27 protein-coding genes are annotated in these 26,269 nt (G+C 67.1%); 11 read left to right on the forward strand and 16 right to left on the reverse strand.

Annotated elements, in window-relative coordinates:
- Nucleotides 1–14: 14 nt before the first annotated feature.
- The 11 genes from ABFX56_RS05785 to ABFX56_RS05835 all read right to left on the reverse strand — a co-directional run bounded on the left by ABFX56_RS05785 (nt 15) and on the right by ABFX56_RS05835 (nt 10,685).
- A complete protein-coding gene (locus tag ABFX56_RS05785; RefSeq protein WP_346232313.1) occupies nt 15–1,016 on the reverse strand; it encodes a proline racemase family protein in 1,002 nt (333 codons plus the stop codon).
- A 54-nt stretch (nt 1,017–1,070) separates the two neighbouring features.
- Entirely contained in the window at nt 1,071–1,988 is a 918-nt protein-coding gene (locus ABFX56_RS05790; RefSeq protein WP_346232314.1) for a dihydrodipicolinate synthase family protein, read from the reverse strand.
- Nucleotides 1,981–3,486: an FAD-dependent oxidoreductase gene (locus ABFX56_RS05795; RefSeq protein WP_346232315.1), complete on the reverse strand. Its 1,506-nt coding sequence runs from the start codon at nt 3,484–3,486 to the stop codon at nt 1,981–1,983. The genes ABFX56_RS05790 and ABFX56_RS05795 overlap by 8 nt, the downstream gene beginning before the upstream one ends.
- Nucleotides 3,483–3,815 (reverse strand): (2Fe-2S)-binding protein, encoded by a 333-nt coding sequence (locus ABFX56_RS05800; protein WP_346232316.1) that lies wholly within the window; start codon nt 3,813–3,815, stop codon nt 3,483–3,485. Before ABFX56_RS05800 ends, ABFX56_RS05795 begins: the two co-directional genes overlap by 4 nt.
- Nucleotides 3,815–4,999: an NAD(P)/FAD-dependent oxidoreductase gene (locus tag ABFX56_RS05805; protein WP_346232317.1), complete on the reverse strand. Its 1,185-nt coding sequence runs from the start codon at nt 4,997–4,999 to the stop codon at nt 3,815–3,817. The genes ABFX56_RS05800 and ABFX56_RS05805 overlap by 1 nt, the downstream gene beginning before the upstream one ends.
- A gap of 169 nt (nt 5,000–5,168) precedes the next feature.
- A complete protein-coding gene (locus ABFX56_RS05810) occupies nt 5,169–5,879 on the reverse strand; it encodes an ABC transporter ATP-binding protein (RefSeq protein ID WP_428834403.1) in 711 nt (236 codons plus the stop codon).
- Nucleotides 5,879–6,685 (reverse strand): ABC transporter ATP-binding protein, encoded by an 807-nt coding sequence (locus ABFX56_RS05815; RefSeq protein ID WP_346232318.1) that lies wholly within the window; start codon nt 6,683–6,685, stop codon nt 5,879–5,881. The genes ABFX56_RS05810 and ABFX56_RS05815 overlap by 1 nt, the downstream gene beginning before the upstream one ends.
- Complete coding sequence (locus tag ABFX56_RS05820) at nt 6,682–7,740, reverse strand: branched-chain amino acid ABC transporter permease (protein ID WP_346232319.1); 1,059 nt, start codon at nt 7,738–7,740, stop codon at nt 6,682–6,684. The genes ABFX56_RS05815 and ABFX56_RS05820 overlap by 4 nt, the downstream gene beginning before the upstream one ends.
- Nucleotides 7,741–8,634: a branched-chain amino acid ABC transporter permease gene (locus tag ABFX56_RS05825; RefSeq protein WP_346232320.1), complete on the reverse strand. Its 894-nt coding sequence runs from the start codon at nt 8,632–8,634 to the stop codon at nt 7,741–7,743.
- Nucleotides 8,635–8,711: 77 nt separating this feature from the next.
- Complete coding sequence (locus ABFX56_RS05830; protein ID WP_346232321.1) at nt 8,712–9,890, reverse strand: branched-chain amino acid ABC transporter substrate-binding protein; 1,179 nt, start codon at nt 9,888–9,890, stop codon at nt 8,712–8,714.
- Nucleotides 9,891–10,004: 114 nt separating this feature from the next.
- Entirely contained in the window at nt 10,005–10,685 is a 681-nt protein-coding gene (locus tag ABFX56_RS05835; protein ID WP_346232322.1) for a GntR family transcriptional regulator, read from the reverse strand.
- Nucleotides 10,686–10,771: 86 nt separating this feature from the next.
- Here ABFX56_RS05835 and ABFX56_RS05840 point away from each other — a divergent pair, with 86 nt between their 5' ends.
- The 3 genes from ABFX56_RS05840 to ABFX56_RS05850 are packed head-to-tail and all read left to right on the forward strand — an operon-like array spanning nt 10,772 to nt 13,814.
- Nucleotides 10,772–11,779, forward strand: coding sequence for a proline racemase family protein (locus ABFX56_RS05840; protein ID WP_346232323.1), 1,008 nt, complete (start codon nt 10,772–10,774; stop codon nt 11,777–11,779).
- Entirely contained in the window at nt 11,776–12,717 is a 942-nt protein-coding gene (locus ABFX56_RS05845) for an ornithine cyclodeaminase family protein (RefSeq protein WP_346232324.1), read from the forward strand. The genes ABFX56_RS05840 and ABFX56_RS05845 overlap by 4 nt, the downstream gene beginning before the upstream one ends.
- Nucleotides 12,714–13,814 (forward strand): mandelate racemase/muconate lactonizing enzyme family protein, encoded by a 1,101-nt coding sequence (locus ABFX56_RS05850; protein ID WP_346232325.1) that lies wholly within the window; start codon nt 12,714–12,716, stop codon nt 13,812–13,814. The genes ABFX56_RS05845 and ABFX56_RS05850 overlap by 4 nt, the downstream gene beginning before the upstream one ends.
- Nucleotides 13,815–13,953: 139 nt before the next feature.
- Here the strand turns inward: ABFX56_RS05850 and ABFX56_RS05855 are convergent, their stop codons facing one another.
- From ABFX56_RS05855 to ABFX56_RS05870, 4 genes are all read right to left on the reverse strand, one after another.
- Entirely contained in the window at nt 13,954–14,700 is a 747-nt protein-coding gene (locus ABFX56_RS05855) for a phosphoglyceromutase (RefSeq protein ID WP_346232326.1), read from the reverse strand.
- Between the two features lie 4 nt (nt 14,701–14,704).
- The gene (gene ygfZ / locus ABFX56_RS05860; protein ID WP_428834404.1) at nt 14,705–15,850 is read right to left on the reverse strand and encodes a CAF17-like 4Fe-4S cluster assembly/insertion protein YgfZ; all 1,146 of its coding nucleotides are present in this window, start codon (nt 15,848–15,850) and stop codon (nt 14,705–14,707) included.
- Nucleotides 15,840–16,469: a nitrobindin family protein gene (locus ABFX56_RS05865; RefSeq protein WP_346232327.1), complete on the reverse strand. Its 630-nt coding sequence runs from the start codon at nt 16,467–16,469 to the stop codon at nt 15,840–15,842. Before ABFX56_RS05865 ends, ygfZ begins: the two co-directional genes overlap by 11 nt.
- A gap of 134 nt (nt 16,470–16,603) precedes the next feature.
- Nucleotides 16,604–16,870 (reverse strand): hypothetical protein, encoded by a 267-nt coding sequence (locus tag ABFX56_RS05870; RefSeq protein ID WP_346232328.1) that lies wholly within the window; start codon nt 16,868–16,870, stop codon nt 16,604–16,606.
- Between the two features lie 92 nt (nt 16,871–16,962).
- Here ABFX56_RS05870 and ABFX56_RS05875 point away from each other — a divergent pair, with 92 nt between their 5' ends.
- From ABFX56_RS05875 to ABFX56_RS05895, 5 genes are read left to right on the forward strand one after another with little or no spacing between them, the layout of a single operon-like run.
- Nucleotides 16,963–17,655 (forward strand): winged helix-turn-helix transcriptional regulator, encoded by a 693-nt coding sequence (locus tag ABFX56_RS05875; protein ID WP_346232329.1) that lies wholly within the window; start codon nt 16,963–16,965, stop codon nt 17,653–17,655.
- Nucleotides 17,633–18,763, forward strand: coding sequence for a mycothiol synthase (mshD, locus tag ABFX56_RS05880; protein ID WP_346232330.1), 1,131 nt, complete (start codon nt 17,633–17,635; stop codon nt 18,761–18,763). Before ABFX56_RS05875 ends, mshD begins: the two co-directional genes overlap by 23 nt.
- A gap of 9 nt (nt 18,764–18,772) precedes the next feature.
- Nucleotides 18,773–19,273, forward strand: coding sequence for a DUF2269 family protein (locus ABFX56_RS05885; RefSeq protein WP_346232331.1), 501 nt, complete (start codon nt 18,773–18,775; stop codon nt 19,271–19,273).
- A gap of 43 nt (nt 19,274–19,316) precedes the next feature.
- On the forward strand, nt 19,317–21,491 hold the full coding sequence (locus ABFX56_RS05890) for an RNA degradosome polyphosphate kinase (protein WP_346232332.1): 2,175 nt from the start codon (nt 19,317–19,319) through the stop codon (nt 21,489–21,491).
- Nucleotides 21,488–22,438 (forward strand): NUDIX hydrolase, encoded by a 951-nt coding sequence (locus ABFX56_RS05895; RefSeq protein ID WP_346232333.1) that lies wholly within the window; start codon nt 21,488–21,490, stop codon nt 22,436–22,438. Before ABFX56_RS05890 ends, ABFX56_RS05895 begins: the two co-directional genes overlap by 4 nt.
- Before the next feature lie 21 nt (nt 22,439–22,459).
- Here the strand turns inward: ABFX56_RS05895 and ABFX56_RS05900 are convergent, their stop codons facing one another.
- Entirely contained in the window at nt 22,460–22,897 is a 438-nt protein-coding gene (locus ABFX56_RS05900) for a pyrimidine dimer DNA glycosylase/endonuclease V (protein WP_346232334.1), read from the reverse strand.
- Nucleotides 22,898–23,074: 177 nt separating this feature from the next.
- Between ABFX56_RS05900 and pstS the strand changes: the two genes are divergently transcribed.
- From pstS to pstA, 3 genes are read left to right on the forward strand one after another with little or no spacing between them, the layout of a single operon-like run.
- A complete protein-coding gene (pstS, locus tag ABFX56_RS05905; RefSeq protein WP_428834405.1) occupies nt 23,075–24,178 on the forward strand; it encodes a phosphate ABC transporter substrate-binding protein PstS in 1,104 nt (367 codons plus the stop codon).
- A 28-nt stretch (nt 24,179–24,206) separates the two neighbouring features.
- Entirely contained in the window at nt 24,207–25,157 is a 951-nt protein-coding gene (pstC, locus tag ABFX56_RS05910) for a phosphate ABC transporter permease subunit PstC (protein ID WP_346232335.1), read from the forward strand.
- Complete coding sequence (pstA, locus tag ABFX56_RS05915) at nt 25,157–26,263, forward strand: phosphate ABC transporter permease PstA (RefSeq protein WP_346232336.1); 1,107 nt, start codon at nt 25,157–25,159, stop codon at nt 26,261–26,263. Before pstC ends, pstA begins: the two co-directional genes overlap by 1 nt.
- Nucleotides 26,264–26,269: the final 6 nt, after the last annotated feature.

Genomic DNA, 26,269 nt, shown 5'->3' on the forward strand with positions numbered 1-26,269 from the left:
AAGGGGACACCGTGTCAAAACTGAAAACCGGTCGGGAACGGATCGCTCGGGTCGAGCAGGTACTGCCCGATCCCGGTCACCCAGGCCCGACCGGTGATTGTCGGGGTCACGGCCGGGATGCCGGCCACCGTGGTCTCGGCCAGGAGGCGACCGGTAAACCGGCTGCCGATGAACGACTCGTTGACGAAGTCCTCGTTCAGGCCCAACTGCCTACGGGAGTACAACTCGGCCATCCGAGCGCAGGTTCCCGTGCCGCACGGCGACCGGTCGAACCAGCCGGGATAGATGGCCATTGCGTGCCGCGAGTGCTGCGCGGTCGAGCCCGGGGCGATGAACTCGACGTGGTGGCAGTGGTCGATGCCGTCGATCTCGGGGTGGTGCGGCGGGTCGGTCCGGTTGATCGCATCCATGATGGCCAGGCCCGCGGCGAGGATCTCCTGCTGGTGGGCGCGGTCGTAATCCAAACCCACGGCATCCAGGTCCACCAGGGCGTAGAAGTTCCCACCGAACGCCAGGCTGTACGGCACGGTGCCGTAACCGGGCACCTCCACGGAATCGTCGAGGCGCACGGTGAAGGATGGCACGTTCTCGATGGTCACCGAGTCGGCGTGGCCGCCCGAGACCGCGACACGGCAGACCACCAAGCCCGCTGGGGTGTCCAGCCGGATCGTGGTCACCGGCTCGGTCACCGGCACCATGCCGGTCTCCACCAGCACCGTGGCCACGCCGATGGTGCCGTGCCCGCACATGGGCAGGCATCCGGACACTTCGATGTAGACGACGCCCCAGTCGGCATCCGGCCGGGTCGGGGCCTGTAGGATCGCGCCGCTCATCGCCGCGTGGCCGCGCGGCTCGTTCATCAGCAGCAGCCGGATGTCATCCAGGTGCTCCATGAAAAAGAGCCGCTTCTCGTTCATCGTGTTGCCGGGGATCACGCCGACACCGCCGGTGATCACCCGCGTGGGCATCCCCTCGGTGTGGGAATCCACCGCGGTGAACATCCGTGTGGAGCGCATGGCGCAATCCTTTCACGTTGCGTGAGGTCGAACCTGGACCGGTGGTCGGCTCGATCAGCGGGATGCGAGGTAGTCCAACGCCTTCTTCGTTTCGGCGCGCACGCGCGCCTCGTTCTCGGGGCTCAGCGGTCCGCGCGGCGGGCGGGTCGGGCCGCCGTAGCTGCCGCCCGCGATGTCAATGGAGAGCTTGATGGCCTGCACGAACTCGACCTTGGAGTCCCAGCGGAACACGGTCACCAGGTTGGTGTACAACTCGCGGGCGTCGTCGATCTTGCCCGCCTTGACGAGGTTGTAAATCTCCACCGACTCCTTCGGGAAGGCGTTCGGGTAGCCGGCGAACCAGCCGTCCGCTCCGGCGACGAGCGACTCGAACAGCAGGTCGTCGGCGCCGGCGATCACGTCGATGTCGCAGAGTTCCTTGATCTCCAGCACGCGGCGGATGTCCCCCGAGAACTCCTTCACGGCCACCACGCCGGGGATCTTGGCCAGCTTGGCGATCAGCGGTGGCGTGAGGTCCACCTTGGTGTCCTGCGGGTTGTTGTACAGCATCACCGGCAGTCCGACCTCCGCGACGCGCGTGTAGTGCTCAATGATTTCGGACTCGTTCGCGTGGTACACGATCGGAGGCAGGCACAGCACACCGTCGGCGCCGTCTTCCTTCGCGTATTGCGCCCACTGAGCGGCCTGGTGCCAGCCGACGCCGTGCACGCCGGCGACAACCAGGCCCCGTCCTCCCACCGCCTTCACGGCGACCTGGATGACCTTGCGCCGCTCCTCCTCGGTGAGCGAGGAGTACTCGCCCAGCGATCCGTTCGGGCCGACGCCGCGGCATCCGTTGGTGATCAGCCAGTCGCAGTGCGCCGCGAATTTGTCGTAGTCGACGGCGAGGCCTGCGGGGGCGGATGCGTCCGGTTTGAAGGCCAGTGCGGTGGCGACGACGACGCCGCCGAGGTCGAATTTCTGGTCAGTCATGGGTGGTCCTTTCGTGGGTGGAACGTGTCTGGTCGGTGGTCTGCTGCTGGGGGGTCTGCTGGTCGGGGGTCTGCCGGTCGGTGCTGTGGGCGAGGCTCGCGAGTTCTCCGATGCGCAGCGGGGCGGCGATGGGCCGGCGGTCGCTGAGGGTGCCGTCGGTGAGCGCGCCGCCGGGGGCGGATGCGGCGAGGAGCTCCTCGACGCTGCGGCCGCAGATACGTCCCTGGCATATTCCCAATCCGGCACGTGTTGCGAGTTTGAGTGTGCGCAGGGACTGGGAGCCGGTGCCCGTAGCGCTGCGGCAGAGGCTGCCGTATCCCACTTCTTCGCAGCGGCAGACGATGGTGTCGTCGGTGAGCCAGTCCCGCCATCCGGCGCGGATGCCGTGGGCCGCCTCGATCCGGGCGGCAAAGCCTTGGAAGACGCGGCGGCGGCGCATGGTCGCACGGCGCTCCGGATCGGAAGCTCGTCCGCCGGCGGCGGCGTGGCCGGCGATCTGCCCTTCGGCCAGTGCCAGGTCGACGCCGCCGATGCCGGTGATCTCCCCCGCCGCATATACGCCGGCGATGCTCGTGAGCTGACTCGCGTCGACGCGGACGAAGCGGTCGGCGGTGAGGTCGCATCCGGCGGCGATCGCGAGCTCCAGCCGCGGGGTGAAGCCGTGGCTGACGCAGACCGCGTCCACCGCGATGGCGCGCTCGGTTCCCGGGATGGGCGACCAGGAGGCGGTGAGTGCGGCGACGGTGACCGATTCGACCCGATCGGTGCCGTGCGCGGCGATCACGGCGCGGCCGGGCCGGTACGGGATGCGGTGGCGCAGCTGCCCGGCAGCGTAGCCGGCGAGTTCGACCGCCTTAGCCGCAGCGGGGATCAACCGCCACGGTTTCGGCAGCCAGCCGCGCAGCAGTGCGGCGGCGCTGTTGGCCTCGAAGACGCCGAGAACGTGCGCGCCCACGCCGGCCAGCGACGCGGCGACCGGCAGCAGGAAGGGACCGGCACCGGCGACCACGACGCGGCGGCCCACCGCGATGCGCTCCCCCTTGGCAAGCGCCTGCGCCGCTCCGCCGGTGAACACGCCGGGCAGGTCCCAGCCGGGAAACGGCAGGGTGCGGTCGTGGGCGCCGGTGGCCAGGACAACGGCGTCCGGGACGAAGTTCAGGTTCTCCCGGCCGGCACCGTCCGGCGAGCCGACCACGACGTGCACGGTCACCGCCGCGCCGCCGTCGGCAACTTCCCGCGGTTCGATCGCCCAGACCTGCGCACGGCGGATGATGCGGCATCCGGCATCGGCGACGAGGACGTCCCGCAGCGTGGTGAAGGTGTCCCAGCCGTGGTGCAGCAGGTGTTCCCGGGCGGCGGGTCGGGACATTGGCAGGTGCCGCCAGAACTGGCCGCCGAGCTGGTCGGACGAGTCGAGAATGGTGACGCTCACGCCGCGACGGCGGGCCGCGGCCGCGGCGGCGAGACCGGCCGGTCCGGCACCGATCACGAGGATCATGGCCGCGACTCCGCAGGAATCGGCAGCGGGTCATGCTGGGTCACCACGACATCGCCATCGACCGCACGACGTTGGCAGGCGCGCACGTCGCGCAGCCCGTTGACCTCGACGAGGCAGTCGTAGCAGACGCCGATGCCGCAGAAGACGCCGCGGGGCCGGTCGCCGTGCGAGGTGCGGCGCAATCCGAGCGCGCCGGCGGCGAGGATGACCCCGGCCAGGCTCTGCCCGACGAGGCCGGTGACCGCGACGCCGTCGACGGTTATGGTCAGCGGCGCCGGTTCGGCAGGCTGGATCGGGTCGTCACGCCACGGCAGCAGCCGGGGCGCCATCAGGCAGCCTCGACCAGGAACGGCGCGAGGGAGGCGCGGGCGGGTGAGAACGGTGTGGCGTCGATCCGGGGCGCCGTGCCGAGCATCAGGTCGCGGATCAGCTCGGCGGTGGCCAGGCTCAGTCCGATTCCGGCGCCTTCGTGTCCGGTGGCGAGCCAGAGGCCGGGCATCCGCGGGTCGGCGCCGATCGCGGGGAGGTGGTCGGGCATGAACGGTCGGAAGCCGCCGTAGCTGCGCATCACCGAGGCTTCGGCCAGGAACGGGAACAGCCGGATGGCCTTGGCCGCGACCTCGGCCAGCACGTCGACCCGCAGCCGGGTCTGAAAGCCGAGCTGTTGCCGCGAGGACCCGATCAAGACGGTGCCGGAGGCCGTGGATTCGACGACGCTGGAGGTTTGCAGCGCGTCGTCGTTGGACTCGACAGCGCCGACGTAGTCGGCGTCGTACACCTTGTGGAACACTCGGTGGCGCATCCGCGTGGTGACCAACAGCTCCCCGCGCCGCGGTCGCACGGGCAACGGCAGGCCGAGCAGGGCGGCAACCTCCCCTGACCACGGTCCGGCGGCGATGAGCACCCGGTGAGCGCGCAGCTCGCCGATCGGAGTCACGACGCCGGCCAATGCACCGTTGCGATCGCGTATGGCGGCGATGACCGGGGTGTTCTCGAGCACGGTCGCGCCATGACGCCGGGCGGAAGCGATCAGTGCCATGGCGGCGATCGTCGGCTGCACCTGGGCGTCCTGCGGGTAGTGCACGGCAACCCGCGTCTCGGGCGACAGGTCCGGCTCGAGCCCCAGAGTCTGGATCGAGTCGAGCACGCGCGCATCGACCCCAGCACCCCGCTGTGCGGCCGCGAACGCCAGAAGTGCGGCCGCTCCCGCGTCGGTGGTGGCGACGACCAGGCCGCCTTTCGCGTCGAACTCGACAGACGGGACGTCCTCCCCGAGTTGTTCGGCCAGTTCGCTCGCCGCGCCGCGCCAGAGCATCGTGGCGTATTGAGCGAGCATCAGTTCGTCGCCGGGACCCTTGTCGGAGACCAGCAGGTTGCCCTCGCACGCCGAGGACGTGCCGCTGGCGACGGTCCCCCGATCGACCACGGTGACGTCCATCCCGGATGCGGCCAGCGCGCGGGCGCACGCCGCGCCGATGATGCCGGCGCCGATGATGATCGCATCGCTGGTCATCCGTCACCGCCCTAGATCAATACTATGTTACATACTATAGCGAGCTCGGGGCATCTCCCCGCGTCGCGTCTGTCGGCAATTGTTGCCGTTCCGGTCAACTGTTCCCGGCGCAACGGGAACAGTCAGCCGGAACGGGAACATTTGTGGCGCACCGGTTCGAGCACCGCGGTCAGGCACCCAGGTACGCGTCGATGATGCGCGGATCGGCGATGAGATCGGCGGCGTTGCCCTCGATCGTCGTCACGCCGTTGTCGATCACGTAGGCCCGGTCGGTCACCTTCAGCGCCGCCCGCGCGTTTTGCTCGACCAGCAGCACGGTGGTGCCCTGGTCGCGGATGGCGCTGATCACCTGCATCACCTGCGCGACGATGAGCGGCGCCAGGCCCATCGACGGTTCGTCGAGCATGAGCATCTTCGGCCCGGCGACGAGGCCTCGGCCGATGGCGAGCATCTGCTGCTCGCCGCCGGAGAGGGTGCCGCCCTGCTGAGTGCGCCGCTCGGCCAGCAGCGGCAGCAGCTCGTAGACGTGCTCGATGCGTTCGGCCGCGACCCCGCGGTCCTTGACCAGGTATCCGCCAAGCTGCAGGTTTTCCAGAACGCTCAGGGTGCTGAAGATCCGCCGACCCTCCGGCACGTGGATGAGCCCGGAGCCGACGACCTCCCACGGGTGCGCCTTGGTGATGTCCTTGCCGTTGAACGCGACAGTGCCGGAGTGCGCCTTGACCAGCGCGGATGCTGTGGACAGCGTCGTGGTCTTGCCGGCGCCGTTGTTGCCGAGCAGGGCGACGATCTCCCCCTCCTCGACCCGGAGGTTGATGCCGCGCAGCGCCTGGATCTTCCCATAGAACACTTCGACGTTGTCGAATTCGAGCATGGCCATCAGCTCACCTCCTCTTCCTTGCCGAGGTAGGCCTCGATCACGGCGGGGTTGGCCTTCACCTGCGCCGGGGTGCCTTCGGCGATCTCCTTGCCGAAGTTCATCACCACGATCCGCTCGGACAGCTCCATGACCAGGCCCATGTCGTGTTCGATGAGCACCACCGCGGTGCCGAGGTCCCGGATGCGACGGCACAGCTGGAGCAGCCGGTTCTTCTCGGAGTGGTTGAGCCCCGCCGCCGGCTCGTCGAGCAGCAACAGGTCGGCCTTGCGCGCCAGGGCCCTGGACAGCTCGACGAGCTTCTGCTGCCCGTAGGAGAGGTTCCGCACCGGCACGCCCCGCGCCCCGGTATACCCGACGAAGTCGAGCCAGCGGTGCGCCTCGTCGGTGTAGTGGCGTTCGCTGCGCCGGAATCTCGGAGTGTGGAACATCGCGTCGAAGGCGTTCTGTCCACCGTAGAGGTGCATCCCGGCTCGCACGTTGTCGAGCACACTGAGGTCGGGGAACAGGCGCAGGTTCTGGAACGTGCGGGTGACGCCGGCCGCGGCGATGGTCGCCGGTCGCTGGCCGGTGATCGCGGCGCCGTTCAGCAGCACCGAGCCGGAGGTGGGCTTGTAGAAACCGGTGATGCAGTTGAACGCGGAGGTCTTGCCTGCTCCGTTCGGACCGATCACCGCCACGATCTCCTGCCGGTTCACCGAGAAGCTGAGTCCGTCGACGGCCTTCACGCCGCCGAAGGCGATCTGCAGGTCTTTCACGGCGAGCACCGGGCTGGTGGTGGTCGCCGGGCTGGGCGCCTGGAGCGTCATCGCGTGCCGCCCTTCGTCGATGCCCGTTTCTTCAGTACCGGATCGACCTTCGTTCCGTCCACCCGCTCGGGTTCGAGGCCGCGGGCCGGCCACAGGCCCTGCGGCCGGAACACCATCACCACCACAAGCAGGATGCCGAACGCGAGGTATCGATAGACGGATGCTTCGCGTAACAGTTCCGGTAGCAGGCTGATGACGATGGCGCCGATCACCACGCCGCGCATGTTTCCCATGCCGCCGAGCACCACGGCCATCAGCACGAGCGCGGATTGCAAGAACACGAAGCTCTGCGGCGAGACCGCGGACAGGTGGGAGGCAAACAGCACTCCGCCGAAGCCGCCCCAAATGGCGCCGAAGATGTAGGCGAGCAACTTCACCTTGTAGGTGTGGATGCCCATCGCCTCGGCGGCATCCTCGTCCTCGCGCACGTAGCGCCAGGCGCGTCCCAGCCGGGAACCGCGCAGCCGGGCCGAGGCGAGCACGAACGCGGACACCACCAGGATCGTCACGTAGTAGAAGATCGCCGGCTGCTGCAGGTCGAGGTCGCCGATGTGCAGCAGGCCGGGCACGCCGAAGATCCCGGACGGGCCGCCGGTGACGCTGAGGTTGTTCGCCGTGATGCGAGTGATCTCGCCGAATCCGAGGGTGACAATGGCCAGATAGTCACTGCGCAGCCGCAGCGTTGGAGCGCCGATGATGAGCCCGGCGAGCACGGTCATCACCAGCACGGCCGGGATCGTGAAGATCAGCGGCAGGTTGAAGCTTTTCGACACGATGCCCGCGGTATAGGCCCCGACCGCCATGAAGGCGATGTAGCCGAGATCCAGCAGTCCGCAGTAGCCAACCACGATGTTGAGCCCGGAGGCGAGCATCACGAAGATCGCTGCGGTCGTCATCACGTTGAGGGCATACGGGGTGGCCGTCACGAACGGCGCGAGCAGCGCGATCCCGAACGCCACCCAGCCGAGGTGCTTGTTCTCCAAGATCCTGGACAGCAGCGAGGTGGGCGGACCCACTTTCAGGGGCGCGAGGGTCGTATCGACGTTGTCGCTCATTCAGACACGCTCCGTGACGCGCTCGCCCAGGATGCCGGTGGGACGCAGGGTGAGGAAGAGGATCAGCACGCCGAACGCGAAGACATCCCGCCACTGTCCGCCGAACAGGTCGGAGCCGAACGCCTCGACCAGGCCGAGGACGAGTCCCCCGAGCATCGCTCCCTTGATGTTGCCGATCCCGCCGATCACGGCCGCAGTGAACGCCTTGAGCCCGATGATGAACCCCATCAGGAAGTCGATCTTGCCGTAATAGGCGCCGGCCATCACCCCGGCGGCGCCCGCGAGGGCCGAGCCGATGAAGAACGTGCGAGTGATCACGGCGTCAACGTTGATACCCATCAGCAGCGACCCCTTCATGTCCAGGGCGATGGAACGCATCGCCCTGCCGGTCGAGGTCTTCTGGATGTAGGCGTTCAACCCGAACATGAGCACTGCGGCGATGAGCATCAGGATGATCTGCGGCAGAGAGATCCGGGCGCCGAGCACGCCGAAGACACCGCCCTCCAGCCGGACCGGGAAGGATCGTGGGTTCGGACCGGCGATCGCGCTGACGCCGTACTCCAGCGAGAAGGAGGCGCCGACCGCGGTGATCAACACCGCGAGCCGCGGCGCGCTGCGTAGCGGTCGATAGGCGAGGCGTTCAATGGCCACGCCCGCGACGCCGGTGAGCAGCATGCTCAGCAGCATCACGATGAGGAGGGCGAACAGGGACATCGAGGCGGAGATGCCGCCCACCGAGGTCAGCGCGGCGAAGCCGACGAACGCGCCGAGCATGTAGACGTCACCGTGCGCGAAGTTCAGCAGCTTGATGATGCCGTAGACCATGCTGTAGCCGAGGGCGATCAACGCGTAGAACGAGCCGACGAACAGCCCGTCCCAAATTACCTGTGTCATATGAGGTGCTCCGTCCCGAAAGTGGGACGGATGCCACGGGCGCCCGCACTGGGCAACCCGCGGCATCCGTCAGCGAATCAGGACAGCGCATCCTTCAGCACGAACTTGCCATCCTTGACTTCGAGGATGACGAATCCACCGCTGGAGAGCGTGTGCTCCGGGGTGAACTTCAGCGGGCCGGAGAACATCTCGAAGCCGTCGATGGCCTCGAGCGCCTTGATGATGTCGTCTCCGTTGGTGTTGCCGGCCTTCTTGATCGCCTCGGCGGCGACCCGCACGGCGTCGTATGACTGGGTCGAGTACGGACCGGGGTCGGCGCTGAACTTCGCCTTGTAGGCTTCGATCCACTTCTGGGCGTCTGCACCCTCGAGCGTGTCGGGCGTTTGCGTCATCGTGGCGAAGACACCCTCGGATCCGGCGCCGGCGATCTTCGGCAGGGACGGGTCGACACTGCCGTCGGCCACCATGATGGCGCCGGCGTATCCGGCCTGCTTGAGCTGGTTGATGACCAGCCCGCCTTCCTGGTAGTACGCGGTCCAGTAGACGAGCGCCGGGTTCTTGCTCATGATGTCGCGCACCACGGCGGAGTAGTCGCTCTCGCCCGCGGTCACCGACGTGTTGAGCACGACCTTGACGGCACCATCCGCCTCGATCTGAGCCTGCGTCTCGGTGGTGATGTCCTTCGAGTAGCTCGTGTTGTCATCGACCAGGGCGACGGTGGCGTAGTTCTGCTTCTTGATGAAGTCCAGCGCAGCGGTCGACTGCTGCTTGCCGGTGCCGTTGATCAGGAACACGTTCTTCAGCCCCTGCTTGACCAGGTCCTGCGAGTTGGCCGCCGGGATGATCATCGGCACGTCGGCCTTCTGGAAGATCGGCAGCGTGGGCAGCGTGGCGCCGGAGCAGTAGCCACCGACCGAGACCGTGACCCCGCTGGAGACGAGCTTGTTCGCCGCCGCGACCGCTTGCTGCGCATCGCAGGCGCCGTCTTCGACGAGCAGTTCAAGCTGGCGACCGTCAACACCGCCCGCCTTGTTGATCTCGTCGACGGCAAGCTGAGCGCCGTTCTTCATGTACGCGCCGGTCGGCGCGCTGCTGCCGGAGGTCGGTGCGACCATTCCCAGCTTGATGGGGCCCTTGTCGCCGCTGTCACCGTTGTCGTTGCCGCCACCGAGCAAGCCGCCGCTGCAGCCGGATGTGACAAGCAGTACCGCCGTGGCGATACCGAGCAGTGCTGTGCTGCGTTTTCCGAATTTCATTGTCTGCCTCTCCATTGATGTTGACAATCGGAGTGTTCCGCGCCGGGGATGATGCGAACGAACTCGTGATTGCGATCCGCGTCAGTACAATATGACACCCTATAGCCGGGTGCGTCAATCTGGCTCGCCCTGCAGCTGATCCCGGCCCCACCAGTCCACGACGTGTGCCAGGTGCGTACGGGTGAGTGTCTCCAGTTCCGCACCATCGCCGTCGGCCAGAAGCTCCAGCATCCGATGATGCTCCTCGGCGACCTCCGCGAGTTCGCGGCTGCGCGTCATCTGCACCAGATTCACCATGCGGGTCTGGGACCGCAGCTCGCCGACCAGTCCGACAAGCCGCTTGTTGCCGCGCAGCGCGAGCAGGCCGAGGTGGAATTCCCGGTCACTCTCGATGAACTCGGCCAACTCCGCCTTGCGGGCGTGCTCGGAGATCTCGTCGGCGAGCTTGCGCCAGCGCGGCATCGTGTCGGCGGGGAAGTCGCGGGCCAGATCCCGCATGGCGGGGGCTTCGAGCAGCTGTCTGAGCTCCACGATCTCGCGCAGGTCCTCGGCACTGACGGCAGTCACCCGGAAACCCTTGTTGCGCACCGAGGAGACGAAGCCGCGTTGCTTCAGATCCAGCAAGGCTTCCCGCACCGGCGTCGCCGACACGGCGAACTGCTGGGCCAAGGTCGGCACCGTCACCAAAGCCCCAGGTGCCAGCTCCCCCGACATGATCGCGGCGGCAAGGGATTTGCCGATGCGGTCTCGTAAGCTCGCATGGTGCTCGACTTCGCGAATGGCAGAAGCTGTCACAGGAGTCCTCACTGTCCCCGCGGGTGCGGCGTCACCGCCGTGCCCTCTCGTTCGCACTTATCCAGCATGCTCGATAGCATCCTAATATGTGCCATATTACGGACGGCATCCGGGCGGTCGATTTTCACACCGCCGGCGAACCGTTCCGCATCGTCGCCGACGGGGTAACGGTGCCGGATGCGCCGACCGTGGCGGCGCGGCGGGTGCTGGCGCAGCGTTCCGTCGAGTTGGAGCGCGTCCGCGAACTTCTGTGCCGCGAGCCGCGCGGGCACGCGGACATGTATGGATGCTTCGTGGTGCCGCCCGACGATGACGGCGCCGATTTCGGGGTGCTGTTCTGGCACAACCACGGCTACTCGACCGCGTGCGGGCACGGCACGATCGCGCTCGGAGTGTGGGCGGTGCAGTCGGGTCGGGTCGCCTCTGACCCGGATGGCGACACCGAGGTGAGAATCGACGTGCCTTCCGGCCGCGTGGTCGCGACGGTGCGCCGTGTCGGTGGCATGATCGCCGGAGTGACGTTCCGCAATGTGCCGTCGTTCGTGATCGCCACGGCGCTGCCGTTGGAGACCTCGCGCGGCGCGGTGCCCGTCGATCTCAGCTACAGCGGTGCGATCTATGCGTCGGTGTCGGCGGTCGACCTCGGACTCGCCGTGGATCCGGAGCACTATGCGGACCTCATCGCGATCGGCCGGGAGATCAAGTGGGCGCTGAACGAGTCGAGCTGGGCGCAGCATCCGGCCGATGCCAGGCTCAGCGGCGTGTACGGCACGATCATCTATGACGAGCTGGGCGATGACGCGCAGGGGCCCCGCCAACGCAACGTGACGGTCTTCGCCGACGGCGAGGTGGACCGCTCCCCGTGCGGCTCGGGAACCGGCGCCCGCGTCGCGCTGCTCGCCGCCGCCGGGCGGCTCACGGCCGACCAGGTGTTCACACATGATTCGATCATCGGGACGCGGTTCACCGCGCGCGCCCTCCCGCATCCGAACGGCGTCGTTCCCGAGGTGGAGGGGATGGCCTACAAGACCGGGGAGCACGTCTTTTACCACGACGCCGCAGACCCGATCGGGACGGGATTTCTGCTGCGATGACGGCCACCGTGAATATTTCCGCCGACGAGGTGTTCTCCCGGGTCGGTTTTGGTCAGGCCGTGCGTGCCGTGCAGGCGGCGTTCGACGCCGGACTGGACCCGGCTGCCGACTTCGAGCGCAGCGTGCTCGACGTCGATCACGGTCAGTTGCTGCTCATGCCGTCGGCGTCGCCGCGGTTCGTCGGAGTGAAGGTCGCCACCGTCGCCCCGGGTAATCCGGCACGCGGCCTGGAGCGCATCCAGGGCGTATATCTGCTGATGGATGCCGAGACGCTCGGCGTCGTCGCCACAATCGACGGGACGGCGCTCACCACGCTGCGCACGCCGGCGCTTTCGGCCGCGGCGGCGGACCACCTGGCTCCGGAACGGGTCGATCACCTGGCCGTGTTCGGTTCCGGACCGCAGGCTTGGGGTCATCTCCAGGCCCTGGCCACGATCCGCACGCTCGGCAGGGTCAGCATCGTGGGGCGGGACCAGCAGCGCGCCGCCGCCCTGGCTGAACGGATTTCCGGGCTCGGTCTTCGGGCATCCGTGGGCGACGCCGACTCCGTGCGCGATGCGCAGTTGATCGTCTGCGCGACGACCGCGCGGCAGCCGCTTTTCGACGGGCGCCTCGTGCCGGACGACTCGTGCACCATCGCTGTGGGTTCCCACGAGCCCGACGCCAGGGAATTCGACTCCGTGCTGGCAGCCCGCGCCCAACTGGTTGTGGAGGAGCGGTCGAGTGCGTTGCGGGAGGCCGGCGACGTGATTGTGCCGGTCGCCGAAGGCGTGATCGATCCGGCATCCCTGGTGCCGTTGCGCCGGATCCTCACCGGCCAGACCCCGCCGGACCGGAAGCGACCTCGCATCTTCAAAAGCGTAGGGATGTCCTGGGAAGACCTGGTCATCGCCAGCGCCGTCTACGACAGCCCAGCACCCCAGGAAAGGCTCCGATGAAGATCACCTCGGTCGACGTGTTCGGCTACGACGTCCGCTACGCACACGGCGAATACGTCATGTCGAAGGGCCGGGCGGCCACTCACGAACTCGGCACGCTCGTGCGCCTGCGCACCGATGAGGGCCTCGATGGGTGGGGCGAAATCACCCCGCTGGGCGGAACCTACCTGCCTACCTTCACCGCCGGCATCCGAAGCGCGCTCGAAATTCTGGGACACGCGGTGTTCGGGCAGGACCCGACGAACCTGTCGCGCGTCGCTCGGGCGATGGATGCGGCGCTGCTCGGCCAGAACTATGCGAAGAGCGCCATCGACATCGCCTGTTGGGATCTGCTCGGCAAGGCCACCGGAAAGCCGGTGTCTGTGCTGCTCGGCGGCGTGCTGAACGACGACTTCCCGCTCTACGAGGCGGTGCCGCTCGGCGCGCCGGGAGCGATGGCCGACTTCGTTGCACAGCGGGCCGAGGCGGGCATCCGCCGGTTCCAACTCAAGGTTGGCAACGACCCTCTGGATGATGTGGCACGCGCCAAGGCGACCCGCGCCGTCGCCAGCGACGACACCATCATCATCGCCGACTCCAACGGCGGCTGGAGCATCCTCGACGCGCAGATCGCGCTGCACCAGCTCGACGACGTTGCGGTGTACATCGAACAACCGTGCCGCACCACCGACGATTGCATGATCGCGATGCGGGGGTCTCGACTGCCGCTGGTGCTCGACGAGTCGATCGTGACGGCCACGGACGTCTTCCACGCGAAGCACGATGCCCATGCCGCGTCGATCAACATCAAGATCAGTCGGGTCGGCGGCTTGACCAGGGCGGCGCGGATGCGCGACCTCATGCAGGACTTGAACCTGAAGGTGTCGATCGAGGACATGTGGGGCGGCGACATCATCACCGCAGCGGTCAGCCACATTGCCGCAAGTACCCGCCAGGAGAGCCTGCTGATGGTCTCGTTCTTCAACGACTGGACCGACGGCCATGTGGCCGGTTACGAGCCCCGTTCCCTAGACGGCCGCGGGTCGGCGCCGACGGCCCCCGGGCTCGGCATCACCGTGGACGCCGCAGCCCTCGGAGCACCGCTGTTCTCGGTCTAGCCCCTTCCGCGTCGCCTCCCAGCCCCCCCTCCCAGCCCCCGTTTCAAGGAGTTTCTGTACTTCGGGCACCTGGCTTCGGGCATCCGGGGGCCTCGGTGACAGAATCTCCGTGAGATGGGTTCTGCGAAAAGGGGTCTGCCTACTTGGTGGCGCCCTGGGACGCTACGGCGGCAGCACCGGCAGCGGCAGCCTCCGGGTCGAGGTACTCCCCCGGCTTCGTCGGCCGGAACTCGTCATCCAGTTCGTAGACCAGCGGGATACCGGTGGGAATGTTGAGACCCGTGATGTCAGCATCCGAGATGCCGTCCAGGTGCTTCACGAGGGCACGCAGCGAGTTGCCGTGCGCGGTGACGAGCACCGTCTTACCGGCGCCGAGGTCGTCGGTGATGTCCGATTCCCAGTACGGCAGCATGCGCTCGATGACGTCTTTGAGGCATTCCGTGCGGGGCAGCGCGTTGCCGAGGCCGGCGTAGCGGGGGTCGTGGGACTGCGAGAATTCGCTGTCGTCGTCCAGCGGCGGCGGCGGAACGTCGAAGGACCGCCGCCAGGTCATGAACTGCTCCTGGCCGTATTCGGCCAGGGTCTGGGCCTTGTTCCTGCCCTGCAGTGCCCCGTAGTGCCGTTCATTGAGACGCCAGCTGCGCTTCACGTCGATCCAGTCGCGGTCCGCGGCATCCAGCGCGATGTTCGCGGTCTGGATCGCGCGCTTCAGCACGCTCGTGTAGAGGATGTCGGGCAACAGTCCGGCGGAGACGAGCAGCTCACCGGCGCGTTTCGCTTCGGCTCGACCGCCCTCGCTCAGCGGAACGTCGACCCAGCCGGTGAACAGGTTCTCCTTGTTCCAGGTGGACTGTCCGTGCCGCAGGAGGATGAGCGTGTGGGTCATGCTGTCAGCCTACCGAGGTAGGCGGGGGCGTTCCCTGCCGTTTCACCGCACCCAGGCGCGGCATCCGCGGCACCGCGGCGGTCGCTCCGGCATCCGGCGGCACGATGAGCTCCTGTGCCGCGGCGAGTGCCGTGCCGCCGGAGTCCACGGTGAGGACCGCCTCAGGATCGGTCGTGCGTTTGACCACCGCGAGGGCAATCGGGCCGAGCTCGTAGTGCAACCCGGCCGAGGTGACCCGGCCGACAACCTTGTCGCCGAGAAGCACGTCGTCGCCGCCGGACGGCAGTACCCCCTCCGATCCGTCCAGGTTGAGCATCACTAGTCGGCGCGGCGGATGCCCGAGGTTGTGCACCTTGGCCACCGTCTCCTGTCCGCGATAACAGCCCTTGTTCAGGTGCACGGCCGACCTGAGCCAATCCAGCTCATGGGGAAGGGTCTTCGCGTCCACCTCCGCACCGAAGCTTGGTCGCCACGCCGCGATGCGCAACGCGTCATAGGCCAGCAGCCCGGCTGCCTTCAGCCGTCCGGATGCGACCTCGCCGGCGAGCGCGGGCAGGTCACCGCGTTCCACGAGACTCTCGCCCCAGTGCCACGCCTGGCCAGGATGCGGGTCTTGCCGGGCGTACTGATAGCCGCCGGGTGTCACTCGGGACCACGGATCCCGCCAGACCAACTCCATCCCGGCGTGGATGGTCGCCGGCGCCGACTGTCCGAACCTGCCGATCGTCGCGAACTGCTCGCTGCGGTCGGCCACGTCGACCTTCAACAGGAACTTCATCGAATTCAGCCAGGCCAGCAGATCCGGTGCCTGCTCCCGCTCGAGCAGCAGCCACGTGGTAGCGCCGTCATCCAGCACGCGGGCGGCGTACTGGATGTGCCCCTTCGGGTCGAGCACCAGGGTCTCCGTGGATGCACCGGGGCGGAGCTCGGCGAGGCTTTGGCTCGTGACCGAGTGCAACCAGCTGAGACGGTCACTTCCGGTGACCGACAGCACCGCGCGGTGCGAGAGGTCGACGACCGCGCCTTCTTCGGCCAGCGCCCGCTGCTCGCGAAGCGGATTGCCGTAGTGGCCGGCGACACCGGCGCCTGCGGCGTCACCGCCGACCGCGCCGGGCAGCGCCAGAAGACCGGGTAGCCGGTCAGTCGACACGAGCGAGCCTTGCGGAAGCGTGGGTGGCCAGCGGCTGCCCCAGTGCGGCAATGTCCCATGCCCAGAGGAGGTGTCTCTCGACCAGTCCGTACATCCGTGTCGAGGCGGCGTGCTCCTTCGCCGTGGCCGTGCGCACCACGGCATCCGTGGACAGGTCGATGCGCGGATCTTTCACCTGGCCGAGATACAACTCGCTGACGCCGATCGGATGCACGATCGATACCTCGATGTCGAACCCGCCCGCGGCGTTGCGCAGCACCTCGACGGCCTGAGCAGTGCCGAACGGGGCGGGACCGACGCCGGGAAGCAGCCCAGGGCCCGGATCCCCCTCCGTCTTGGGGCGGCTCAGCCGCCAGTATCCGCTCTCCGCGGCGAAGACGCCTCGTTCGGCATCCGCCGCATCCTCGGGATCCAGCAGCCAGGTGGAACTCGAGTAGTTGAGGAAGGGCAGTCCGTCGTGGCTGAAGCTCACCCGCTGCCCGAACTCGTGAGTGCGCGTGTCGTCGCCCACGTCGTAATTGACGACCCCGGTGCCCTCCCAGACACCCAGCAACCAGGACAGGGGGACGATCTCCGCCGGAAGATCAGCGCCCAAGCCGTGAGCACCGATTTCGATCATGGGAAACCTTGTCTTTAGCGTGCGCCCCGGAACAGGTTGTACAGCACGACCACGGAGACGTACCCGATCGCCAGCGTTGCCAGCACGAGAAGGCCAACAAAGGTGAGTTCGAGCGCGAGAATCATGTGTCGATTCTAGCCTGCCGCCAGGGCGATCGTGCCGAGGACGGCGGTGGCGATGACGAGAATCACGACGCTGCCGCCCACGCTGACCATCACCCGGGTGACCAAGCCCGCGCGGCGTACGATCCCGAGCTGGATGCTGAAGGTGAGCAGCACGGCCGCACCCAGCACGATGGGCAGCCAGGTGAGGTACTCGGCGGGGACGGCGAGCAGCCCGACGAGGACAGCGCCGACGACGACCAGCACCCACACGGGCAGCGCCGTCCTTAACATGGCCACGGCTCAATTGTGCCTCATCGCCGTGGAATCCGGCTGGCCGGGATCGCCGGACGCGCTTGTAGACTGTTGCCCTGACGAACCAGGAGGTGCCCGTGGCACAGCTGTTGGTACTGTCCTCCGCGCCTGAGGGCCAAGTACTGCCGGCCCTCGCTCTCCTGGGCCACCAGTGCCGGCAGATTCCCGCGGAACCGGCCAGCCTGGTCAACGCCCCCAGCTGTGAACTCATCCTCGTCGATGCCCGCACCGACCTGCTCGCCGCCCGGTCGCTCTGCGCGATCCTGCACACCACCGGGATCAACGTGCCGCTGGTTGCCGTGCTCACCGAGGGCGGACTCGCGGCGATCTCCACCGACTGGGGCGTTGACGACGTGTTGCTGAGCACGGCCGGTCCGGCCGAAGTGGATGCGCGCATCCGCCTTGTGCTCGGCCGACGCGCGCGGGAGCACGAGAGTCGCACGATCAACGCCTCGGGCGTCATCATCAACGAGGCGAATTACTCCGCAAAGGTGAAGGGCCGGCCACTGGACCTCACCTACAAGGAATTCGAGCTGCTGCGCTTTTTGGCCACGCACGCCTCCCGCGTGTTCACCCGCGAACAGTTACTCAGCGAGGTGTGGGGCTACGACTACTTCGGCGGCACGCGCACCGTCGATGTGCACGTGCGGCGGCTGCGGGCCAAACTCGGGGACCTGGAATCGGTGATCGGCACCGTGCGCAACGTCGGCTACCGCTTCAACGTGTATGACGAGGACACCGAGCGTCGTGCCCAGCCCGTCGGTTCCTGACTGGGTCGCGGCGTTGGCCGACCGGGCCGCCCGCGCCGACGGGCAGCCGCCGTTCTCCGACCAGTCGCTGATCGATCTGGCCGACCGGCGTCGTGACCTGATCGCCCTGGGAACGGATGCGGCGGCGATCATCAGCCCGGACGCGACGGATGCCGAATTCGTCGTCGACCCGGACGCCCGGCGACGGGGCCTGGGTGAGCGCATGCTGACCACTCTGCTGGAACGCTCGGGCGGCAATCTGCACGTGTGGGCCCACGGCGACCACCCGGCGGCGCGCATCCTCGCCGGTCGGCACGGACTCACGCCGGTGCGCACGCTGCTGCAGCTGAGGGCCGAGGTGCCCCTTCGAGACGCTCGCCTAGCGGCTCCCTCCTCAGGGACCGACCTTCGAGACACTCGCCTAACGGCTCCCTCCTCAGGGACCGACCTTCCAGACACTCGCCTAACGGCTCCCCCCTCAGGGACCGACCTTCCAGACGCTCGCCTAACGGCTCCCTCCTCAGGGACCGACCTTCCAGACACTCGCCTAGCGGCTCCCTCCTCAGGGACCGACCTTCGAGACGCTCGCCTAGCGGCTCCCTCCTCAGGGACCGACCTTCCAGACGCTCGCCTAGCGGCTCCCTCCTCAGGGACCGACGTTCCAGACGGAGAGTCACCAGGGACTACCGTGTCGGCTTTTCGGCCTGGAATCGACGACGCCGCCTGGCTCGCGGTCAATGCTGCAGCCTTCGCCTCGCATCCGGAGCAGGGCAAACTCACTCAGAGCGACCTGAACGCCCGCAAGGCCGAGGACTGGTTCGACAAGCACGACTTCTTGCTGCTCTGGGACCGGGGTGCGCTTATCGGATTCTGCTGGCTCAAGGTCGACGGTGACGTCGGCGAGTTCTACGCCGTGGGCATCGCACCTCACCGGCAGGGCGAAGGGCTCGGCCGTGTGCTCGTCGAGGCGGGCTTCGCGCGATTGGCCGAGCGCGGCATCCGCACGTCGAACCTCTACGTGGAAGCCGACAACGAACCCGCGCTGCGGCTCTACCGTTCGTACGGCTTCCGGGACTACACAGTCGACGTGCAGTACGCAAGCGGTGGAATCCTCGGGACAACCGGCTAGTCTGTTGCGATGGGAACGCTTCTCAACATCCTGCACGTCGTGACCGCGGTGTTCATCGTCGGCCCGATGGCCATCCTGCCGATGACCGGCATGCGTGCCATCCGGGCGGGGAATGCCGGGCAGGTGCTGACCCTGGCGAAGTCGACGTTCGTGCTCAGCCTCGCGTCGCTGGCCGTGGTGATCTTCGGATTCGGCGCGATGAGCCTCGCCGACGAACGCTTCAACCTGTCGGTGACGACGCCGTGGATCCTCATCTCGATCGTGCTGTACATCATCGCGTTGATCGTGAGTCTGGCCATGGTGGTGCCCATCATGCGGCGCGCCGGTCGCCGGCTGCAGGAAGCGGAGACGTCGGTGAGTGGCAGTTCCGCGAGCGCCGCGGACGGCGGGCCCGCCACCGCCCGGTCCGCGGGCAGCTCGATGAGTGAATACTCGTTGATCGGGATGAGTTCCGGGATCTCGGCGGTGCTGCTTCTCGTCGTCGTCATTCTGATGGTCTGGAAGCCGTAAGAACTCTGGACGGGCGCCCACCCAGGGGTGCCATGATGAAGCCATGGACAGCGAGACCTTCCTCGACGACACCGGGCTGGTCACCGACACACTCGACGACGACTACGACTCGACCTGGATCGACGACGGAAGCCTGCCACCGGACCGATTCCTCGATCGCGAGCTGAGCTGGCTGGCGTTCAACACCAGGGTGCTCGAGCTGGCCGAGGATCCGCACCTTCCTGTGCTCGAGCGGGCCAACTTCCTGGCTATTTTCGCCAGCAATCTCGACGAGTTCTTCATGGTGCGCGTCGCCGGGCTGAAGCGGCGCATTCTCACCGGCCTCGCGGTGCCCACCAACGTGGGCACGGCACCGGCCGACGCGCTCGCCGACATCAGCGAGATGGCGCACGTGCTGCAGGAGCGGCACGCCGCCGTCTTTCAGAAGCTCGTGAAGCCGGCCCTGGATGAGGTCGGTATCCGCATCGACGCGTGGGTGGACCTTGCCGCAGCGGACCGGCTGGCGCTCGACGAGATCTTCTCCACTCAGATTTTTCCGGTACTGATGCCGCTCGCGGTGGACCCCGCGCATCCGTTCCCCTACATCTCCGGTCTGTCGCTGAACCTCTCCGTGCGGGTGCGCAGCCCCAAGACCGGCAAGGAGGAGTTCGCGAGGCTCAAGGTGCCGTCGGTGCTGCCACGGTTCATCCAGCTGCCGGACGATGCCAGCGGTCAGCTTCGCTTCATCCCTCTGGAAGACCTCATCTCGCACCACCTGGACGAATTGTTCCCCGGCATGAACGTGCTCGAGCACCATGAGTTCCGCATCACCAGGAACGAGGATGTCGAAGTTGAGGAGGACGAGTCCGAGAACCTCATCCAGACCCTCGAACGCGAACTGCTGCAGCGCCGGTTCGGGCCGCCGGTCCGGCTTGAGATCACCGACGACATGGACGATCTGACCCTCGGGCTGCTGGTGCGAGAGCTGGACATCACCGAGCAGGAAGTGTACCGCCTGCCCGCCCCGCTCGACCTCGGCGGCCTGTACGAGGTGGTCAAGACCGACCGGCCGATGCTGAAGTACCCCAAGCATGTGCCGACCACGAGCGTCAACCTCCTGCCGGTCGAGCCGAACGCGCTTCCCGATATCTTCGCGTCGATCGCGCGGCATCCCATCTTGCTGCACCACCCGTACGAATCGTTCGCCACGAGCGTGCAAGCGTTCCTGGAGCAGGCCGCGTGCGACCCCGCAGTGCTCGCCATCAAGCAGACGCTGTACCGCACCAGCGGGGACAGCCCGATCGTTGAAGCCCTGATCCAGGCGGCCGAGGCCGGCAAGGCGGTGCTGGCGCTGGTGGAGATCAAGGCGCGCTTCGACGAATCGGCGAACATCAACTGGGCGCGCAAGCTTGAAAAGGCCGGCGTGCACGTGGTCTACGGTCTGGTCGGGCTCAAGACCCACTGCAAGCTGGCGCTCGTGGTGCGGCGGGAAAACGGGGTGCTGCGGCACTACAGCCACATCGGCACGGGCAATTACAATCCGAAGACCTCCCGTCTGTATGAAGACCTGGGGTTGTTGACGGCGGACGACCAGGTCGGCAAGGACCTGACCCGCCTGTTCAACGAGCTGTCCGGTTACGCGATCGAGAAGAAGTTCAAGCGGCTGCTGGTGGCACCGCTGCACCTGCGCAAGGGGCTGCTCAAGCGCATCAACGCCGAAGCCGAGAACGCCCGAAACGGAATCGCCGGCGGCATCCGGATGAAGGTCAACTCGATGGTCGACGAGCAGATGATCGACGCGCTGTACCGGGCCAGCCAAGCCGGGGTGCCCATCGACCTGCTGGTCAGGGGCATTTGCTCGCTGAAGCCCGGTGTGCCGGGACTCAGCGACACCATCCGGGTGCGGTCGGTGCTGGGCCGATACCTGGAGCACTCCCGAATCTTCTCGTTCCAGAACGCGGGAGACCTCCAGGTCTTCATCGGCAGCGCCGACCTGATGCACCGCAATCTTGACCGCAGGGTCGAGGCCCTGGTGCGCCTGGACAGCCCAGCACACCTGCGCCAACTGGAGGAGCTCATGGATCTGGCCATGTCCGACCAAACCTCGTCGTGGTGGCTGGATGGATCCGGACACTGGACCCGCAATTCTCGGGCCGAAGATGGGACGCCGCTGCGCGACATGCAGAATGTTCTTATGCGCCAAATTTCAGCTCGCAAACGCGCCGGGGTTTTTCGGTGAAAACGCTCTCCCCCTCGATCGTCGTCGCAGCTGGGGCGATCTGCTGGCGACTCACGGATGGGAAGCTGCGCATTCTGCTCGTCCACCGGGCCGCGCACGCGGACATCTCACTGCCCAAAGGCAAGGTGGATCCCGGCGAAACGCCGCCGCAGACCGCGGTGCGTGAGATCGAGGAAGAGACCGGGCTCCGGGTCGCTCTCGGTGCGCCGCTGACCACCATCGGCTACACCCTGGCGGACGGCCGGGAGAAGGTCGTGCACTACTGGGCCGCTGCGGTGGACGACGACATGCGCGCCGCATCCACGTTCCGCTCCAACGCGGAGATCGGCGCCCTGGAGTGGGTGAGCCTGTCCGCGGCACGCAAGAAGCTCAGCTACGAACGAGACCGGGACGTGGTCGACCGGTTCGAGGAACTGGTCGAGGCCGGCACGCTGAAAACCTTCGCCGTGATCGTGCTGCGCCACGCGAAGGCGGTGCCGCCGGCATCCTGGGACGGACCGGATGCGACCCGCCCGCTGCTGCACCGCGGTCTGGACCAGGCGGCGAGCGTCGCACCGGCCATCGCGGCCTGGCAGCCGACCCGGTTGCTCAGCAGTCCGGCAACAAGGTGCCTGGCCACCGTGGAACCGCTCGCGGAACTCACCGGTCTCGAGGTGAAACAGGTCGCGGCCATCAGCCAGGACGCCTACGAAGACGGCAAGGCCAACGTGGCGAAGGTCATCGCGAAACGCGTCGGTAAGAGGGAAACAGTGGTGCTGTGCTCGCACGGTCCGTTGTTGCCGGAGCTCCTGCAGAGCGTGGCGAAGGCGGCTGGTACGAAGATGGATGACCCGCTCAAGCGCGCCGCGATGCTCTCCACCGGCGAGTACACCGTGCTGCACCTGTCGGAGGACGACCCGGAATCGGGTCTCGTGGCATTCGAGACGCACGGGCCGCTGCGCGACTAACCTGCACGACGCGTTCGGCATTCACCTCTTCGGTCGTTCCCACGAAGCGATCGGCCCATCGATCACCGTGAAGATGGGGTTGACCTCTGGCACCGAAACGTGGCGCCACATGGCGGCCACCGCGGGGCTGCGCTGTTCGAGTTTGGCCAGCAGGTGAGTCCACTCATAGATCAGTTGGCCAGTGGTGACCGGTATCGGCTCGAGCGGTCCCGCCACCCCACTAATCTTGCCCCGATCGAAATGGTAACCACGCGCGTCCGCATCGTCGACAACCGCACGCAGGAACCCGCCGATTGCTTCCAGGGGAGCGCCGTGGCTGCGAAACCGTTGCAGCTGCGGATGTGCCCGGTATCCGCTGGTGAGCCCGGTGAGCACGGCCTGAGCCAGCAAACCTTCGCGCCAGCATGCGGTCAGTGCTTGCCGGTCGAAATAGTGCGGATGAACCGACCACAACCTCACGCTGCCAAGGCTAACAACGCGCAGATGCCCGCGCCGAGGGCCCGGGCGATACTCCGCCTGACGGCGCGCCCTCCGGGTCCGTTAATCTCCCGTTCACCAACCGAGGGCAGTCTGGTAATGCAGTGCGCTGAACCAGCGACTCACCATCACCGGTGGATCAACTTCGGAAGGGAATCTGTGACCATCCGTTCCGGGGCCACTCGCCTCAGCAGAACCTTCACAGTCGCCGCGGCCGCGTTCGCCGTGCTCGTTCTCTCCTCCTGCGCCGCCAACGAGATGGGCCTTCCGCCGGCCGGCCCCGACGCGCTGTCCGGCACCCTGAACGGATCGGGGGCCTCCTCGCAGAGCAGCGCGTCCGATGCCTGGGTCGCGTCGTTCCAGACCGACAACCCGGATGCCACGGTGAACTACTCGCCGGACGGATCGGGCGCCGGCCGCAAAGCCTTCATTAGCGGCGGCGTGCAATACGCCGGGAGCGACTCGGCACTGAGCGAGAGAGAGCTTTCCGAAACGTTCTCTGGCTGCGCGGCCGGGGGCAGGGGCATCGACCTGCCGGTGTACGTCTCGCCGATCGCTGTGATTTTCAACATCAAGGGTGTCGAGAACCTGAACCTGGACGCTGCGACCATCGCGGGAATCTTCAAAGGCACCATCACTCGGTGGAACGACCCAGCAGTGGCGGCACTCAATCCGGGCACGCCACTGCCGGCTGGCACGATCACCGCCGTGCACCGCTCCGACGACTCCGGCACCACGAGGAACTTCACCGACTATCTCGGCCAGGTCGCCCCCCAGGTGTGGGACGAGCCGCCGGACGACAGTTTTCCCTATCAGAACGGTGAGGCCGCGCAGGGCACCTCGGGTGTGGTCGAGGCCGTCGGTGGCGGGGTGAACACCATCGGCTACTCGGATGCCTCGCGGGCCGGCCACCTCGGAATCGCGAAGCTCAACGTCGGCGGCAGCTTCGTCACGCTGAGCACGAAGGCAGCTGCGGCAGTGGTGGCGGGCTCACCGCTGGTAGAGGGTCGCGAGAGCAATGACATCGCCGTCGAGTTGGACCGGAAAACCACCGACTCCAGCCACTACCCGCTCGTACTAGTCAGCTACATGATCGCCTGTGACCACTACCAGGACGCCGCGACGGCGAAGCTGGTCAAGGCCTACCTCCACCACGTTGTCAGCTCCCGCGGCCAGGCGGAAGCAGCGAAGTCGGCGGGATCAGCACCGCTGTCGCCCGAGTTGGCAAGCCGCATCACCGCGGCGATCGACAGCATCCGGTAGCGGGACGACCATGGCGAGAAAGCAGGAGATGACCACACAAGGCGTTCCGGGCACGATGCCGGCCAGGGTGCGGCAGCGCCGCGGCGACCGGTTGTTCTCCGGCGGAGCTCTGCTGGCCGGCGCGCTCATCCTCGTCGCGCTCGGCGCAGTCGCCGTGTTCTTGGTGGTGCAGAGCATCCCCGCGCTGGTGGCCGACCCGAAGGAACTGGCCGGGTCGCCGTCAAGCTTTTGGGAGTACGTGGCCCCGCTGGCGTTCGGCACCGTGTGGGCCGCGGTGCTGGCGATGGCGATGGCGCTGCCGGTGTCCATCGGTATCGCCCTGTTCATCTCGCACTATGCACCCCGGCGGATCGCCCAGGCGCTCGGCTACATCATCGACCTGCTGGCCGCGGTGCCGTCGGTGGTCTTCGGGCTCTGGGGCATCAAGGTGCTCGCGCCGTTCGTGCAGCCGTTTTACGGCTGGCTCGTGGACAACTTCGGCTGGTTCCCGCTGTTCGCACCTCCCGTGTCCGGCACCGGGCGTACCGTCCTCACCGTGGCCATCGTGCTCGCGGTGATGGTGCTGCCCATCATCACCGCCGTCTGCCGCGAGGTATTCCTGCAGACACCGCGGCTGCACGAGGAGGCCGCGCTGGCCCTCGGGGCGACGCGCTGGGAGATGATCCAGACCGCCGTGCTGCCGTTCGGCACCCCGGGAATCATCTCGGCGGCAATGCTCGGGCTCGGCCGTGCACTGGGCGAGACCATGGTGGTCGCCATGGTGCTCTCCCCCGCGCTGGTCATCAATTTCATCCTCACCGGATCGGTGAATCCCGGCACCATCGCCGGAAACATCGCGTTGAACTTCCCCGAGGCGCACGGCGTCGCCGTCAACGCGCTCATCGCTACCGGGCTCATCCTGTTCATCATCACCCTGCTGGTGAACCTGGCGGCCCGAGTCGCCATCAACCGCCGCAAGGCGTTCTCGGGGGCGAACTGATGACACTCTCCACCACCGCGGGCAGCGAAAACGACACAGGCAACGGCATCGTCAACGCGCTCACCACTGGCCGACTGCCGCGCTGGGCTCCGTGGGCGCTGCTGGCCGGCAGCTGGTTCGTCTTCGCCGTGGCGTTCGCCTTCATCCAGGCAACCAGCGACCAAGGCGGCTACAACATCACCGGCGTTGTCTTCTTCGGGACGGTGCTGTTCGATGTGCTGATCTTTGCCGTGTCCTATCTCGTGGAAGGCATCCGCAAGGCCAAGGACCGGCTGGTGACCTCCCTCGTCTCGACGGCGTTCATCATCGCACTGCTTCCGTTGATTTCGCTGCTCTTCACCGTCGTCGTGGACGGCTGGAAACGCTTCGACCTGACCTTCTTCACCAACTCGATGCGCAACATCGTCGGCGACGGCGGCGGCGCGCTGCACGCGATCGTCGGCACGGTGGAGATCACCGGGATGGCGATCATAATCTCGGTGCCGGTCGGGCTGCTCGCGGCGGTGTACCTCGTCGAGTACGGTCGCGGACACCTGGCGAGGGCGATTACGTTCTTCGTGGATGTGATGACCGGTATCCCGTCGATCGTGGCCGGCCTGTTTGCGTTCGCGCTGCTTGCGCTCCTGCTCGGTGATCCGGGCATCCGTTCCGGCTTCGGCGGCGCGATCGCGCTGTCGCTGCTCATGATCCCCACTGTCGTGCGTTCCTCTGAGGAGATGCTCAAGCTCGTGCCGAACGAGCTGCGCGAGGCATCCTTCGCCCTCGGGGTGCCGAAGTGGCTGACGATCCTCAAGGTCGTCATCCCCACCTCGCTGGCGGGCATCACCACCGGCATCACGCTGGCCATCGCCCGGGTGATCGGGGAGACGGCGCCGCTGCTGATCATCGCAGGGTTCACGCAGAGCATGAATTACGACCTGTTCCACGGGCGGATGATGGCGCTGCCGCTGTTCGCGTACATCCAGTACGCCAATCCGGGAACGGATGTCGCAGCCTACCTTGACCGGGCGTGGACTGCGGCCCTCGTGCTCATCCTGATGGTGATGTTGCTCAACTTGATCGCCCGGCTGGTCACCCGCGTCTTCTCCCCCAAGCTCGGCCGCTAACAAAGG

Origin of the sequence: Parafrigoribacterium mesophilum, from assembly GCF_039652555.1 — a bacterium.
Classification (GTDB): domain Bacteria; phylum Actinomycetota; class Actinomycetes; order Actinomycetales; family Microbacteriaceae; genus Parafrigoribacterium; species Parafrigoribacterium mesophilum.

Bases quoted from the DNA above. Each gene is read 5' to 3' on its own strand.
- ABFX56_RS05840 (WP_346232323.1), top strand. From the start codon at position 10,772: ATGTGCCATATTACGGACGGCATCCGGGCGGTCGATTTTCACACCGCC.
- ABFX56_RS05800 (WP_346232316.1), bottom strand. From the start codon at position 3,815: ATGGCGCCCCGGCTGCTGCCGTGGCGTGACGACCCGATCCAGCCTGCC.
- ABFX56_RS05795 (WP_346232315.1), bottom strand. From the start codon at position 3,486: ATGATCCTCGTGATCGGTGCCGGACCGGCCGGTCTCGCCGCCGCGGCC.
- ABFX56_RS05830 (WP_346232321.1), bottom strand. From the start codon at position 9,890: ATGAAATTCGGAAAACGCAGCACAGCACTGCTCGGTATCGCCACGGCG.
- ABFX56_RS05890 (WP_346232332.1), top strand. From the start codon at position 19,317: ATGGACAGCGAGACCTTCCTCGACGACACCGGGCTGGTCACCGACACA.
- ABFX56_RS05825 (WP_346232320.1), bottom strand. From the start codon at position 8,634: ATGACACAGGTAATTTGGGACGGGCTGTTCGTCGGCTCGTTCTACGCG.
- ABFX56_RS05855 (WP_346232326.1), bottom strand. From the start codon at position 14,700: ATGACCCACACGCTCATCCTCCTGCGGCACGGACAGTCCACCTGGAAC.
- ABFX56_RS05885 (WP_346232331.1), top strand. From the start codon at position 18,773: ATGGGAACGCTTCTCAACATCCTGCACGTCGTGACCGCGGTGTTCATC.
- ABFX56_RS05790 (WP_346232314.1), bottom strand. From the start codon at position 1,988: ATGACTGACCAGAAATTCGACCTCGGCGGCGTCGTCGTCGCCACCGCA.
- pstA (WP_346232336.1), top strand. From the start codon at position 25,157: ATGACACTCTCCACCACCGCGGGCAGCGAAAACGACACAGGCAACGGC.
- ABFX56_RS05820 (WP_346232319.1), bottom strand. From the start codon at position 7,740: ATGAGCGACAACGTCGATACGACCCTCGCGCCCCTGAAAGTGGGTCCG.
- ABFX56_RS05845 (WP_346232324.1), top strand. From the start codon at position 11,776: ATGACGGCCACCGTGAATATTTCCGCCGACGAGGTGTTCTCCCGGGTC.
- ABFX56_RS05785 (WP_346232313.1), bottom strand. From the start codon at position 1,016: ATGCGCTCCACACGGATGTTCACCGCGGTGGATTCCCACACCGAGGGG.
- ABFX56_RS05815 (WP_346232318.1), bottom strand. From the start codon at position 6,685: ATGACGCTCCAGGCGCCCAGCCCGGCGACCACCACCAGCCCGGTGCTC.
- ABFX56_RS05850 (WP_346232325.1), top strand. From the start codon at position 12,714: ATGAAGATCACCTCGGTCGACGTGTTCGGCTACGACGTCCGCTACGCA.
- ABFX56_RS05865 (WP_346232327.1), bottom strand. From the start codon at position 16,469: ATGATCGAAATCGGTGCTCACGGCTTGGGCGCTGATCTTCCGGCGGAG.
- ABFX56_RS05810 (WP_428834403.1), bottom strand. From the start codon at position 5,879: ATGGCCATGCTCGAATTCGACAACGTCGAAGTGTTCTATGGGAAGATC.
- pstC (WP_346232335.1), top strand. From the start codon at position 24,207: ATGACCACACAAGGCGTTCCGGGCACGATGCCGGCCAGGGTGCGGCAG.
- ABFX56_RS05805 (WP_346232317.1), bottom strand. From the start codon at position 4,999: ATGACCAGCGATGCGATCATCATCGGCGCCGGCATCATCGGCGCGGCG.